We start from the raw sequence: 13884 nt of genomic DNA on the forward strand, positions 1-13884 counted from the left end.
CCTTGAACATCCAACCCAGCACCTACTCCCCCGACATCGCAGTCCCCCTGGACAAACGCGTCTTCGGCGCCCGCGATCTGTTTTCCCTGTGGTTCTCCCTCGGCATCGGCCTGATGGTCCTGCAAGTCGGCGCCTTGCTCGCGCCGGGCCTGGGCCTGAGCGGTTCGTTGCTGGCGATTTTCCTTGGCACGCTGGTGGGCGTCCTGCTGCTGGCGGCGGTCGGGGTGATCGGCAGCGACACCGGCCTGTCGGCCATGGCTGCCCTCAAGCTCAGCCTCGGCAGCAAGGGCGCGAGCGTGCCGGCGGTGTTGAACCTGCTGCAGTTGATTGGCTGGGGTTCGTTCGAAATCATCGTCATGCGCGACGCCGCCAGCCTGCTTGGCGCCCGGGCTTTCAGTGAAGGCAGCTTGGGCACGAACCCTTTGCTGTGGACATTGTTCTTCGGCGCATTGGCGACCTTGCTCGCTGTGAGTGGGCCGTTGACCTTCGTGCGCAAGGTCCTGCGCAAATGGGGCATCTGGTTGCTGCTGGCGGCTTGCATCTGGTTGACCTGGAACCTGTTCGCCAAGGCTGACCTGGCCGCACTGTGGGCGCAGGCCGGCGATGGCTCGATGCCGCTGGCGGTGGGTTTTGATATCGCCATTGCGATGCCGTTGTCCTGGCTGCCGCTGATCGCCGACTACTCGCGTTTCGGCAAGCGCGCCAAGAATGTCTTCGGCGGCACTGCCGTGGGCTTCTTCATTGGTAATTTCTGGCTGATGAGCCTGGGCGTGGCCTACACCCTGGCGTTCGCACCGAGTGGCGAAGTCAACGCGTTGCTGCTGGCCCTGGCCGGTGCCGGGTTGGGTATCCCGCTGCTGCTGATCCTGCTCGACGAGTCGGAAAACGCCTTCGCCGACATCCACTCGGCAGCGGTGTCCAGCGGCATGCTTTCAGGATTTAAGGTTGAGCACCTGGCCTTGGCGATTGGTGTCATCTGCACATTGATCGCCTGCTTTGCACCGTTGGCGCAATACCAGAACTTCCTGTTGCTGATCGGTTCGGTGTTCGCGCCGTTGTTCGGCGTGGTGCTGGTGGACCACTTCATCCTGCGCAAACGCAGCGGCCAAGTGCAGTCGGCCGCGTTGCGCTGGCCGGCCCTGTTGGCCTGGTTGGGCGGGGTAAGCACTTATCACCTGCTGGCCAATTTCTACCCGGACATCGGCGCAACCCTGCCGTCGCTGATCCTGGCAGGGTTGCTGCAACTGCTGCTGGGCCGGGCCTTCAGCTACGGCCGGGAAACAGCTCGGGCTTGAGGATGCCGTTGAGGCGTGGATAGGCGATCTTCAGTTCGATGTGGCCCAGGGCATACGGCGCGATGGTGCTCACTTCGTACTTGAGGATCACCCCGCCGTAGGTCAGCGCGATGTGCGGGGTTTTCTGGAAGGACCACTGTTTCAGGAAGTCCGGTTCCTGATCCAGCTTCGTGCTGATCAGCCAACTGTTGTGGGCGACCTGGGCGGCTTTCCAGAACGCTTCTTCCTGGCCCGGCAGCAGCATGTCCGACAGCTCAAGCACCTTGTGTTGCTGGCGCGAATAATTGATGAAGCCGCGACCCGGCGTGCCGTGGGCACCGCCGGTGTCCAGGTAGCTGGACAACTCGATGATCACCAAGCCGTCATGCTGCTCGCGTACCTTGGCTTGCAAATAGCTGCTGTTGCGCGGCGCGGCGTTGCGCAGGAACTGCTCGCGGTAGGCCGCCAGCGTCGGCGCCACCGGAGCGCCCGGGGTGCGGGTCAGTTGTAGCAAGCGTTTCTCGACGATGCCGTCCAGCACGGGCTCGGTGGGAAAGTGCAGGGTGTCGATGTTCACCAGTGGGCAGTCGGCACTGGCGCAGCCGGGTTGCAATTGCTCCGAGGCATCGCGAGTGGTCTCCAGCGGCGCTCGATAATTGGGTTGGAACAGGCTTTGGCACGCACCCAGGGTCAGGGCAATGGCGGCCAGGGAAGCAATTTTGTAAAGCGACATGGGCGTCCTTCGTGGAGCAGGGAAAGGCGAAAAGTTACCCGCTTCGACTGTCAGCAGGGCAATCAGTTCGCCACTAAGCTCATTAGAGTAATTTTAAGGGCAGCCGTCCATCCCGATCACCGGAAAGGGGCTGCATCAAACGGTACGGGCGCGTTAGGATGGCGCGAAGTCGAGGTTGGAACCTCGTATTGATCCATTGCACACGAGGATTGTCATGACTGATTTCGCCAACGCCACACCGAGCACCGTGGAAATCGTCGAGCGCGAGAGCTGCTACAAGGGCTTCTACAAACTTGATCGCGTGCGCCTGCGCCACGAACTGTTCGCCGGTGGCATGAGCCGTGAAATCAGCCGTGAGCTGTTCGTCCGCCATGACGCGGTGTGCGTGTTGCCCTACGACCCGCAGCGCGATGAAGTGGTGCTCATCGAGCAGTTTCGCGTCGGTGCCATGGGTAAAAGCGCTAATCCCTGGCTGGTGGAACTGGTGGCCGGCCTGATCGACAAGGACGAGCAGCCGGAAGAAGTTGCTCATCGTGAAGCGCAGGAGGAAGCTGGGCTTGTCTTCGCCGCGCTCTGGCCGATGACCAAATATTTTCCATCGCCGGGCGGCAGTGACGAATTCGTGCATCTTTTCCTGGGGCGTTGCGACAGCACGGGGGCGGGCGGCCTGCATGGCCTGCTGGAAGAAGCTGAAGATATTCGCGTGAAGGTCTGGGCTTTCGAAGACGCGCTGCAAGCAGTGCGCGACGGGCGTATCTGCAACGCGGCCAGCATCATTGCCTTGCAATGGCTGGCCTTGAACCGTGATGAAGTGAGGGGGCTATGGTCCTGAACAAGCTGCGCGATCGTTATCGCGTCGATCTGGTGGGGTTGCAGGCTGCCTGCGAGGCCAACTACGCCCGCTTGATGCGCTTGTTGCCGGACATGCGCAACGACCCATTGCCGCGTCGCATCGCCGTGACCCACGGTGACCAGATGCTCGGCGTGCTGGCCCTCGAAGTGCTGCAGACTTGCCCGTACACCACGACTTTGCAGGTCCGCCAGGAACACAGCCTGCCATGGCTGCCGGTGCCGCAGCTGGAAGTTCAGGTCTATCACGATGCGCGCATGGCCGAGGTTGTCAGCGCCGAACATGCACGACGCTTTCGTGGCATCTATCCTTACCCCAATGCGTCAATGCACCAGCCGGATGAAAAAGCCCAGTTGAACCTGTTCCTGGGCGAGTGGCTGAGTCATTGCCTGGCGCTGGGCCACGAGTTCGAAGTCGTTCGGTAGTCGTGAACGCTGGTTGTGAACCGGTTCCGGTTCGCGGGTTTCCCCTTTCGATCTTCCCCAGCATAATTGCCGCTTCATGCAACGGCGTGACTGCGCCTGGGAGAGAGCGATTTGCCGAGCGTATCCAGCTTGACCACGGCCGATGCGGCGCTGTTGGTCCAACTGTCCGACAGCCATCTGTTCGCCGAGGCCGATGCCTCGTTGCTGGGCATGAATACGCGTGACAGCTTGCGGGCGGTCGTTGACCTGGTGCTCCAGCAACAACCGAATATTGACCTGATACTCGCCACGGGCGATTTGTCCCAGGACGGCACGCTGGAATCCTACGAAGCGTTTCGACAACTGACCGCGCGAATCGATGCGCCGGCGCGGTGGATTCCCGGTAACCATGATGAGCCGCAGGTGATGCTCGAGGCGGCGGTCAAGAGCACGTTGCTCGATCCGGTGGTGGACATAGGCAATTGGCGGGTGACGATGCTCGATTCCGCCGTGCCAGGTTCGGTGCCGGGATTTTTGGCCGAGGAACAGTTGATTCTGTTGGCCAATGCCTTGAGCGAGGCGCCGGAGCGGCATCATCTGGTGTGCCTGCATCATCATCCTGTTTCGATTGGGTGTGCGTGGATGGAGCCGATCGGGTTGCGTAATCCTGAGGCGCTGTTTGCGGTGCTGGATCGGTTTCCCCAGGTTAGGGCGGTTTTGTGGGGGCATGTGCATCAGGAGATAGACCAGGTACGCGAGGGGGTTCGTTTGTTGGCTTCGCCTTCGACCTGTATTCAGTTTGAGCCGGGGAGTGAGGATTTTGCGGTGGGCTCGCAGGCGCCGGGGTATCGATGGTTGCGGCTCTTGCCGGATGGGCGGTTGGAGACGGGGGTTGAGCGGGTGGTTGGGTTTGCTTTCACTCCCGATTATGGTTCCAACGGGTACTGAGGAAGACGCGGCCTGACGCCTTGCCTATTTCTCACTGCTGTACGCCGATCCAATTGTGGGAGCGAGCTTGCTCGCGAAGGCGGCTTGACGGTGTACATATCCATTTCTGCGGTAACGGCTACTTAGGGTTCCGCCCTTACGGCGGCTCACTTTTTTTTCAGGCGCCAAAAAAGTAAGCAAAAAAGGCTTGGCGGTATGACTCACCCACATGGTTACAAATCAGTTCACTCACATAGGTAACAGTTTTTAACTGGCAGGGTCGGTTTTCGAGGATCTGACCATGCCATGGCGAGAGCTGAAACCTATGGACCTGAAACTGCTGTTCATTGCGGACTTCATCAAAGGCCCGCCCAGCTTCAGTGCGCTTTGCCAAGCCTACGAGATCAGCCGCAAGACTGGCTATAAATGGGTCGAGCGGTATGAGAGGGAAGGGCCCGCCGGACTGGAAGAACATAGCCGTCGTCGGCTTACCCAGGAATGGGTAGTGCCGCTGGCTGTCCGTGAGGCGATCATTGAGTTACGCGGTCGGGGTGAGACAGAGCCTGGCCCCAAGAAAATTCAGGCGGCTTTGCTCGAGCGTTTTCCTGACCAGGCGCCGCCATCAAAGACGTCGATCTACAACATCCTAAAGAAAGCTGAGCTGGTCAAACCACGCCGATTGCGTCAACGAGTGGCGGTTTATCCCAAACCACTGCAGAAAGCAGAGGCTCCCAACCAGCTATTCAGCGCCGATTACAAAGGCCAATTCCTGACAGGTGCGGGCGTCTGGTGCTATCCATTGACGATCATGGACCATGCCAGTCGTTTCTTGCTCGCTTGCCACAGCATGGCTAGCACCAATTTCCAGGAAACCCAGGCGGTGTTTACTCAGGTGTTTCGTGAACATGGTCTGCCGGAGCGCATTCGTACCGACAATGGTGTTCCGTTTGCGAGCAAAGGGCGTGCGGGCCTTTCCCAGTTGTCCATCTGGTGGTTGCGTCTAGGGATCATTCCCGAGCGGATCGCCCCCGGCAGGCCGGAGCAAAATGGCCGACATGAACGTATGCATCGAACGTTGAAAAGCACTCTTCCGTCACCCCCTGCAGTAGCGTGGGAGGCTCAACAACGGCACTTTGATCGTTTCAGGCAACATTACAACTATGAGCGTTTGCACGAGGCTCTTAATCAGAAGACACCCGCGTCCTGCTATGAGCCTTCGTCCCGCCAATATCCCGAGAAGCTTCCCGAGATGACCTACCCGAGCCATATCGATAGCCTCCAAGCGGACTGCTCGGGCATCGTCAATCGTCGTGGTGTAAGGATCTACGTCGGCTATGTGCTCAAGCACCAGACCATTGGACTGGAGCAAATAGAGGACGGGATCTGGGATGTTATCTTCGGTCCAATCATCCTTGGACGGATTGATGTAAGAGATGCCATTGATGGCTACGTGACACTCCGGGTGTTACCTATGTGAGTGCACTTTTTTGTAACCCATGTGGGTGATCCGTATATGGCCCCACCACTCGGTGCCTCGCCAAGGCTCGGCATGCCCTCACTCCGGCATTGCTCCGTGGGCCCGCCGCGAAGGACCATCCATGGTCCAGCGCGGCTATCCCGGCATCCATGCCGGGATGCCTACTCCACAATGCCTGCGTTCGGCCATCGTGGTTAACGGGGCCTCAAGATCAAAAGCCAAGCCGAGGCGGCCTTAGGGCCGACCTGGCTCTCGGTGGGACCGCGTTTCCCCTGTGGGAGCGAGCCTGCTCGCGAAGACGACGGCACATTCAATACTGATGCAAGCTGACCCACCGCTTTCGCGAGCAGGCTCGCTCCCACAGGGGATCGGCGGTGGACACTGATCTTATAAACGACCCAAAACCTGTGTGGGAGCGAGCTTGCTCGCGATGACTGCCTGACAGCCGACCTGGATTGTGGGAATGGTCGGACAACCCTCCGGGCTGCAGCAGATTTTTCCGACGAGCTCTGGCGGTTGCTGGGTGGGAAGGGCTGTCGCTAACCTTTTCCCGTCGCTGAAAATTCAGCGGCCGGGCCTGGAAACCCGAAAGTAGAAGGGCGTTATTTCAATCCTAGTGGAGCGCCAACATGTCTGAAGATAACTCTGGGCCAACAAAAAAAGATTCCATTTCTCCCGAAGCCAGCCAGATTCCTCCAATGCTCGATGAAGCCGCCAAGCGCGCCATCGATCGCTATCTCGACCCCAAACCTCAAGCCAAAAAGAAAAAGCCCTCAGGTCAATTGTTCACTGTCGCAAAGAGCGCAGACACCGAAACCCTCCTGGCCAACCTCAGCGAAACCCTGGCCTCCGCCAACGCCATGCTCGGTGACCTGGCCTTCGATCTGGAGGGCTCGCGCCGGCATTTCGCCTTGGGAGTGCAGCAGATGATCGAATTGGGTGAATTGCTGGCGAATCGGGCGTTGGACATCGTCGAGCCGAGACTGTGAGGATTCAAGGCTGACAAAGCCCCCGTGGCGAGGGAGCTTGCTCCCGCTGGCCTGCGAAGCAGGCCCCAGACCAGGCTCCGCGTTCTGTCAGTCAGATGGGGCATTGCCGGTTTGGGGCTACTGCGTAGCCCAGCGGGAGCAAGCTCCCTCGCCACAAAGCGGAGTGTTATTCAAAACACCCCAAACCACCTCGAACTCCCTGTAAACTCCGGCCTTTGCCCAACACCCAGGGAGTCGGCAATGTCGGGTTCAATCCTTTATATCCATGGCTTCAACAGCGCCCCTGCGTCGACCAAAGCCTGCCAACTGGTCGACGTGATGGCACGCCTGGGCCTCAGCGACCAGCTACAGGTGCCGGCCCTGCACCACCACCCCCGCCAGGCCATCGGTCAGCTGGAACAGGCGATTACAGAACTGGGCCGGCCACTGCTGGTCGGCAGCTCGCTCGGCGGCTACTATGCGACTCACTTGGCCGAGCGTTACGGGCTCAAGGCCTTGTTGGTCAATCCTGCCGTCAGCCCGCATCGGATGTTCGACGGCTACCTGGGCACGCAGAAGAATTTATACACCGACGAAACCTGGGAATTGACCCACGACCACGTGACGGCCCTGGCCGAGCTGGAAGTGCCGGCGCCCCGGGATCCGCAGCGGTTTCAGGTATGGTTGCAAACCGGTGACGAAACGCTGGATTATCGCCACGCCCAACAGTATTACCGCGCCTGTGCCTTGCGCATCCAGGCCGGCGGCGACCACAGTTTCCAAGGGTTTGCCCAGCAGTTGCCGGCGCTGTTGAGTTTTGCCGGCATTGGTGCCGATTTGTACCAGGCGATCGACTTCACGTCGCTGTGAGCCATCGCCCCTTTTTCATTTGAACACTGACGACGAGACCCCATGGCCACTCCCAGCGCTAGCTCTTATAACGCAGACGCCATCGAAGTCCTCTCGGGCCTCGACCCGGTGCGCAAGCGCCCCGGTATGTACACCGACACCAGTCGGCCGAACCACCTCGCCCAGGAAGTCATCGACAACAGTGTCGACGAAGCCTTGGCCGGGCATGCGAAGTCGGTGCAGGTCATCCTGCACGCCGATCATTCGCTGGAAGTCAGCGATGACGGTCGCGGCATGCCGGTGGACATTCACCCCGAGGAGGGCGTGTCGGGCGTCGAGCTGATCCTCACCAAGCTCCACGCCGGCGGCAAGTTTTCCAACAAGAACTACCAGTTCTCCGGCGGTCTGCACGGGGTGGGTATTTCCGTGGTCAACGCCTTGTCGACCCAGGTGCGAGTACGGGTCAAGCGTGACGGCAATGAGTACCAGATGACCTTCGCCGATGGCTACAAGGCCACCGAGCTGGAAGTGGTCGGTACCGTCGGCAAGCGCAACACCGGGACCAGCGTGTATTTCGCCCCGGACCCGAAGTATTTCGATTCACCGAAGTTTTCTGTCAGCCGCCTCAAGCACGTGCTCAAGGCCAAGGCTGTGTTGTGCCCGGGGCTGCTGGTCAGTTTCGAAGACAAGGCCACCGGCGAGAAAGTCGAATGGCATTACGAAGACGGCCTGCGCTCCTATCTGGTGGACGCGGTCAGCGGTTTCGAACGCCTGCCCGACGAGCCGTTCTGTGGCAGCCTGGCCGGTAACAAGGAAGCGGTGGACTGGGCGCTGTTGTGGCTGCCCGAAGGCGGCGAAAGCGTCCAGGAAAGCTACGTCAACCTGATCCCCACGGCCCAGGGCGGTACGCACGTCAACGGCTTGCGCCAAGGCCTGCTCGACGCCATGCGCGAGTTCTGTGAGTTCCGCAACCTGCTGCCCCGTGGCGTGAAGCTGGCGCCGGAAGACGTCTGGGAGCGCATTGCCTTCGTCCTGTCGATGAAGATGCAGGAACCGCAATTCTCCGGCCAGACCAAGGAGCGCCTGTCGTCTCGCGAGGCGGCGGCGTTCGTCTCCGGCGTGGTCAAGGACGCCTTCAGCCTCTGGCTCAATGCCAACCCGGAAACCGGCCTGGCCCTGGCGGAGCTGGCAATCAACAACGCCGGCCGTCGTCTCAAGGCCAGCAAGAAAGTCGAGCGCAAGCGCATCACCCAAGGGCCGGCATTGCCGGGCAAGCTCGCCGATTGCGCCGGGCAGGACCCGATGCGTTCCGAGTTGTTCCTGGTGGAAGGTGACTCCGCCGGTGGTTCGGCCAAGCAGGCGCGGGACAAGGAGTTCCAGGCCATCCTGCCGCTGCGGGGCAAGATCCTCAACACCTGGGAAGTGGACGGCAGCGAAGTGCTGGCCAGCCAGGAAGTGCATAACATCGCGGTGGCCATCGGCGTCGATCCGGGCGCCGAGGACATGACCCAGTTGCGCTACGGCAAGATCTGCATCCTCGCCGACGCCGACTCCGACGGCCTGCACATCGCCACCTTGCTCTGCGCGCTGTTCGTCCAGCATTTCCGTCCGCTGGTGGACGCCGGCCACGTCTACGTGGCGATGCCGCCGCTGTACCGCATCGACCTGGGCAAGGAAATCTACTACGCCCTGGACGAAGCCGAGCGCGACGGCATTCTCGATCGCCTGGTGGCCGAGAAGAAGCGCGGCAAACCGCAGGTCACCCGATTCAAAGGCCTGGGCGAGATGAACCCGCCGCAGTTGCGCGAAACCACCATGGACCCGAACACCCGTCGCCTGGTGCAGCTGACCCTGGATGATTTCGCCGCGACGACGGAAATGATGGACATGCTGCTGGCGAAGAAACGCGCGGGCGACCGCAAGTCCTGGCTTGAATCCAAGGGTGACTTGGCCGAGGTCCTGGCCTGATGCGCAAGGGTTTCGCCCTGGCGTTGTTGCTGTGGGCGGGGGTAGCAGTCGCAGGGCCCGCGCCGGAATTGAAGCTGTTGGCCGAGCATGCCGTCGATGGCATGCGTGGCGGCAACCTCTCCGGCTTGGCGTTGTGCGGCAACGAGATGTGGACGGTGTCCGACCGCGACGACGACCGGATCTATCGCCTCAAACCCAACGATGTAGCGGTCTGGCAGGCTGAAACAGTCGACATCCAGGTGCCGACCGTGCCGGATAACGATTTGCCGTGGGGCCTGAGGTCGCGCACCTGGGCGGCGTCGTTCCTGCGCGGGGGCGAGCTGGATTTCGAAGGCATCAGTTGCGACAGCGCCGGTAATCGCTATGTGGTCAGCGAGTCCAATGCCGCCGTGCTGCAAATACCGACGACAGGCGCTGCATCGTGGTTGAAAATCGCTCCGACGATGATCCGCCAGGCGCGTGGCAGCGGCATGTTGTTGCACTTCAACGCCTTGTTCGAAGGGCTTGCGGTCAACCCGGCCGGCGACCAGCTCTGGCTGGCGGCCGAGCGTGAGCGTCGTGGCTTGCTGTTGATCAAGCGCCAGCAAACGGTATGGGACTGCGACGGCAATTGCGTACTGCTCAGCGAAGCGGGGCAGGAGATGCAGCCGCCGCAGTTTCCCAAGGCCAAGGCCGTATCGCGGGATTTTGCCGACCTGTCATTGTTCGACGGCAAGCTGTTCACCCTGGAGCGAAATGCCTATCAGATCTGCCGGCGCGACCCGCAGACTGCCCAGGTCGAGCGCTGCTGGTCGTTCGCTGCCGAGGCGCTGCAGGATAATCGTCGTTACTCGCAAGCCTATGGCCTGGCCGAAGCGCTGGTGGTGGACGCCCAAGGCGCCTGGATTGGCCTGGACAACAACGACGGTGCCCGTGCCGATGGCGAGCGGCGGCCCATCATCTGGCGCTTCGCCGCGCCGGACGGTGGCTGGGGCACGTCGCCATGAGTGGGCTACCGCTGGGGACGAATGCCCCGGAAGAATTTGAATCTACCCAGCGCGATGGCACCACGCCGTTGCGCCAGACAACGAACTTGATGAGGCCCGCATGAGCGATATTCTTGCAGACAGCTTGGACGGCGTAGAGCGCCGATCGCTGGCTGACTTCACCGAAAATGCCTACCTCAATTATTCCATGTACGTGATCATGGACCGCGCGTTGCCGCACATCGGCGACGGCCTGAAACCGGTTCAGCGGCGGATCGTCTACGCCATGAGCGAGCTGGGGCTGGACGCGGACTCCAAGCACAAGAAATCGGCGCGTACCGTCGGTGACGTGCTCGGCAAGTTCCATCCCCACGGCGACTCGGCCTGCTACGAAGCCATGGTGCTGATGGCCCAGCCGTTCAGCTACCGCTACACGTTGGTGGACGGGCAGGGTAACTGGGGTGCGCCGGACGATCCCAAGTCTTTCGCGGCCATGCGCTACACCGAGGCGCGGTTGTCGCGCTATTCCGAGGTGCTGCTCAGCGAACTGGGCCAGGGTACCGCGGACTGGGGGCCGAACTTCGACGGCACCCTCGACGAGCCCTTGGTCTTGCCGGCACGTTTGCCGAACATCCTTCTCAATGGCACCACCGGTATCGCCGTGGGCATGGCCACCGACGTGCCGCCGCACAACCTGCGGGAAGTAGCGACGGCGTGCGTGCGTTTGCTGGACGAGCCGAAAGCCACGGTTGAACAGCTCTGCGAGCATATCCAGGGCCCGGACTATCCGACCGAAGCCGAGATCATCACCCCGCGCGCCGATCTGCTGAAAATCTACGAAACCGGCCGTGGCTCGGTGCGCATGCGCGCCGTATACCACATCGAAGACGGCGACATCATTGTCACGGCGCTGCCGCATCAGGTGTCCGGGGCCAAGGTCCTGGAGCAGATTGCGGCGATGATGCAGGCAAAACCGTCGAAAGCGCCACAAGTGGCCGACTTGCGCGACGAGTCCGACCACGAGAACCCCTGCCGCATCGTGATCATCCCGGTCAACAGCCGGGTCGACCACGACGCGCTGATGCAGCACCTGTTCGCCAGCACCGACCTGGAGTCGAGCTATCGGGTGAACATCAACATCATCGGCCTGGACGGCAAGCCACAACTGAAAAACCTGCGGGCGTTGTTGGTGGAGTGGCTGGAATTCCGGGTCAAGACCGTACGCCGACGCCTGCAATTCCGTCTGGACAAGGTCGAGCGCCGCCTGCACCTGTTGGACGGCTTGTTGATCGCCTACCTCAACCTGGATGAAGTGATTCACATCATCCGCACCGAGGAGCACCCCAAGGCCAAGCTGATCGAGCGTTTTGCCCTGAGCGAAATCCAGGCCGACTACATCCTCGATACCCGCCTGCGCCAGTTGGCACGCCTGGAAGAGATGAAGCTGCGCGCCGAGCAGGACGAGTTGCTCAAGGAGCAGGCCAAGCTGCAAGCCTTGTTGGGCAGCGAAGCCAAGCTCAAGAAACTGGTGCGCACCGAGCTGCTGAAGGATGCCGAAACCTACGGCGACGACCGTCGCTCGCCGATTGTCGAGCGCGCCGAAGCCAAGGCGTTGAGCGAACACGACCTGCTGCCGAACGAGAAAGTCACCGTCGTGCTCTCGGAAAAAGGCTGGGTACGCTCCGCCAAAGGTCACGATATTGACGCCGCCGGGCTTTCCTATAAGGCCGGGGATGGTTTCAAGGCCTTGGCGCCTGGGCGCTCGAACCAGTTCGCGGTGTTCATCGACTCCACCGGGCGCAGTTATTCGGTGCCGGCCCACACCTTGCCATCGGCCCGTGGCCAGGGCGAACCGCTCACCGGTCGTCTGACGCCACCGCCGGGTGCAACTTTTGAGTGCGTGCTGATGCCTGATGATGACGGGCTGTACGTAATTGCGTCGGACGCCGGTTACGGGTTCGTCGTCAAGGGTGAGGACCTGCAAGCCAAGAACAAGGCGGGCAAGGCGCTGTTGAGTCTGCCGAACAACGCCAAGGTCATCGCCCCGCGTCCGGTCATCGATCGCGAGAACAATTGGCTGGCGTCGGTGACGACAGAAGGGCGGTTGCTGGTGTTCAAGATCAGTGACCTGCCACAGCTCGGCAAAGGGAAAGGCAACAAGATCATCGGGATTTCCGGCGAACGGGTGGCGAGTCGCGAGGAATATGTCACGGATATTGCAGTGATACCGGAGGGTGCCACGCTTGTGCTGCAGGCTGGAAAGCGTACGCTTTCACTGAAAGCGGACGATCTTGAGCATTACAAAGGTGAACGCGGTCGGCGGGGCAACAAGCTTCCAAGGGGGTTTCAGCGGGTGGATGCGCTGCTCGTCGAAAACCTCAATTGAGCGTGCTAGAGGGCTCGGTCTGCGATTAAATGCCGCAGATCGGAGTTTTGGCGCTGGAGTCGGGACGCATATTCACGGATGATAGGCCCTTTCAAGCGCCGGCGTGGCCGAGCGTTCTTCATAATGACCGAGTATTTTTCACTGTGGTAAGCCTTGTGGCCGCCACCTGGACGAGACGATGACTGCTCTGCGCCTTCCTATTTTGTGGCTCGCCGGCCTGCTTGGCCTGGCGGGCTGCAGCATGAACCAGCCGGTGTCGCTGTACCAGCTGGACAGCGGTACCCCGGCCCAGCCTGCGCAAAGCACAGGCATGGCCGTATTGCTTGGCCCGGTTCTGATCGCTGACTACCTGCAGCGTGAAACCCTGTTGCAACGCCAACCCGACGGCAGCCTGCAAGCCGCCACTGATGGTCGTTGGGCTGGTAGCCTGTCTTCCGATATCGATCAATTGCTGTTGCGCCAGGTGGCCGGACACCTGGACAGCCAGCGCGTGGTGCTGGCCCCGGCCAACCAGGGGTTCACCCCGGATGTGCAAGTGCTGTTGTCGATCACCCGGCTGGATTCAGGGAAATCCCAACCCGCGGTGCTCGATGCCCAATGGCGCCTGATCGACCGTCGCGGCACGGTTCGCGAGAACCGCATCGTTCACCTGCAAGAACAACATGCAGGTACGACCGCTGCACAGGTCCAGGCACAAGGCGTGCTCTTGCAGCGCCTGGCCGAGCAATTGTCCGTGTCCCTCAAGCCTTTGGCCAACCAGCCACCTATCGCGGAAGTGCCGCGCAAGGCAGCTCCGGCCCCGGCCAAGCCGGTGGAAAAGGAAAAGGACAAGATCCCGATGGCCCTGCCGATTCGTACCGACATGGAAGTGTTCCGGTTCTGATGACTGGAACGGATATAAAACAAAGCCCGCGTTGATGCGGGCTTTGTTGTTTCTGGCTCCAAGGATTTAGTGCCTGTCCTGGCCCTATCGCGAGCAAGCTCGCTCCCACAGGGGATCTACAGTCGCATGAAGATCCCTGTGGGAGCGAGCTTGCTCGCGATAAGGCCAGTGAAGGCAATAAAAAGCCCGCAGATGATCAC

At 61.0% G+C, this 13884-nt stretch carries 12 protein-coding genes; 11 read left to right on the forward strand and 1 reads right to left on the reverse strand.

Features of this window, described 5'->3' with window-relative positions; all coding sequences use genetic code 11:
• Positions 1-2 precede the first annotated feature (2 nt).
• On the forward strand, positions 3-1295 hold the full coding sequence (cytX, locus tag KSS97_RS03675; RefSeq protein ID WP_217861109.1) for a putative hydroxymethylpyrimidine transporter CytX: 1293 nt from the start codon (positions 3-5) through the stop codon (positions 1293-1295).
• Here the strand turns inward: cytX and KSS97_RS03680 are convergent.
• A complete protein-coding gene (locus tag KSS97_RS03680; protein ID WP_217861110.1) occupies positions 1264-2007 on the reverse strand; it encodes a DUF3298 domain-containing protein in 744 nt (247 codons plus the stop codon). The genes cytX and KSS97_RS03680 overlap by 32 nt on opposite strands.
• Before the next feature lie 214 nt (positions 2008-2221).
• On the opposite strand from KSS97_RS03680, the gene KSS97_RS03685 reads away from it, so the two are divergent.
• The 10 genes from KSS97_RS03685 (at position 2222) to KSS97_RS03730 (ending at position 13684) form a co-directional block, all read left to right on the forward strand.
• Complete coding sequence (locus tag KSS97_RS03685; RefSeq protein ID WP_030140185.1) at positions 2222-2839, forward strand: NUDIX domain-containing protein; 618 nt, start codon at positions 2222-2224, stop codon at positions 2837-2839.
• Positions 2830-3282 (forward strand): DUF1249 domain-containing protein, encoded by a 453-nt coding sequence (locus KSS97_RS03690; protein WP_024618006.1) that lies wholly within the window; start codon positions 2830-2832, stop codon positions 3280-3282. The genes KSS97_RS03685 and KSS97_RS03690 overlap by 10 nt, the downstream gene beginning before the upstream one ends.
• Positions 3283-3393: 111 nt before the next feature.
• A complete protein-coding gene (cpdA, locus tag KSS97_RS03695; protein ID WP_217861111.1) occupies positions 3394-4209 on the forward strand; it encodes a 3',5'-cyclic-AMP phosphodiesterase in 816 nt (271 codons plus the stop codon).
• A gap of 280 nt (positions 4210-4489) precedes the next feature.
• Positions 4490-5665: an integrase core domain-containing protein gene (locus KSS97_RS03700; protein WP_030138557.1), complete on the forward strand. Its 1176-nt coding sequence runs from the start codon at positions 4490-4492 to the stop codon at positions 5663-5665.
• Positions 5666-6294: 629 nt separating this feature from the next.
• Complete coding sequence (locus tag KSS97_RS03705) at positions 6295-6654, forward strand: DUF6124 family protein (RefSeq protein ID WP_217861112.1); 360 nt, start codon at positions 6295-6297, stop codon at positions 6652-6654.
• Positions 6655-6894: 240 nt separating this feature from the next.
• On the forward strand, positions 6895-7503 hold the full coding sequence (locus KSS97_RS03710) for a YqiA/YcfP family alpha/beta fold hydrolase (protein ID WP_217861113.1): 609 nt from the start codon (positions 6895-6897) through the stop codon (positions 7501-7503).
• A gap of 42 nt (positions 7504-7545) precedes the next feature.
• Positions 7546-9450, forward strand: coding sequence for a DNA topoisomerase IV subunit B (parE, locus tag KSS97_RS03715; RefSeq protein WP_030140182.1), 1905 nt, complete (start codon positions 7546-7548; stop codon positions 9448-9450).
• The gene (locus KSS97_RS03720) at positions 9450-10436 is read left to right on the forward strand and encodes an esterase-like activity of phytase family protein (protein ID WP_217861114.1); all 987 of its coding nucleotides are present in this window, start codon (positions 9450-9452) and stop codon (positions 10434-10436) included. Before parE ends, KSS97_RS03720 begins: the two co-directional genes overlap by 1 nt.
• A 100-nt stretch (positions 10437-10536) precedes the next feature.
• The gene (parC, locus tag KSS97_RS03725; protein ID WP_198797224.1) at positions 10537-12801 is read left to right on the forward strand and encodes a DNA topoisomerase IV subunit A; all 2265 of its coding nucleotides are present in this window, start codon (positions 10537-10539) and stop codon (positions 12799-12801) included.
• Between the two features lie 178 nt (positions 12802-12979).
• A complete protein-coding gene (locus KSS97_RS03730) occupies positions 12980-13684 on the forward strand; it encodes a PqiC family protein (protein WP_030140179.1) in 705 nt (234 codons plus the stop codon).
• The last annotated feature ends 200 nt before the right edge of the window (positions 13685-13884 follow it).

The organism is Pseudomonas alvandae (assembly GCF_019141525.1).
GTDB lineage: Bacteria > Pseudomonadota > Gammaproteobacteria > Pseudomonadales > Pseudomonadaceae > Aquipseudomonas > Aquipseudomonas alvandae.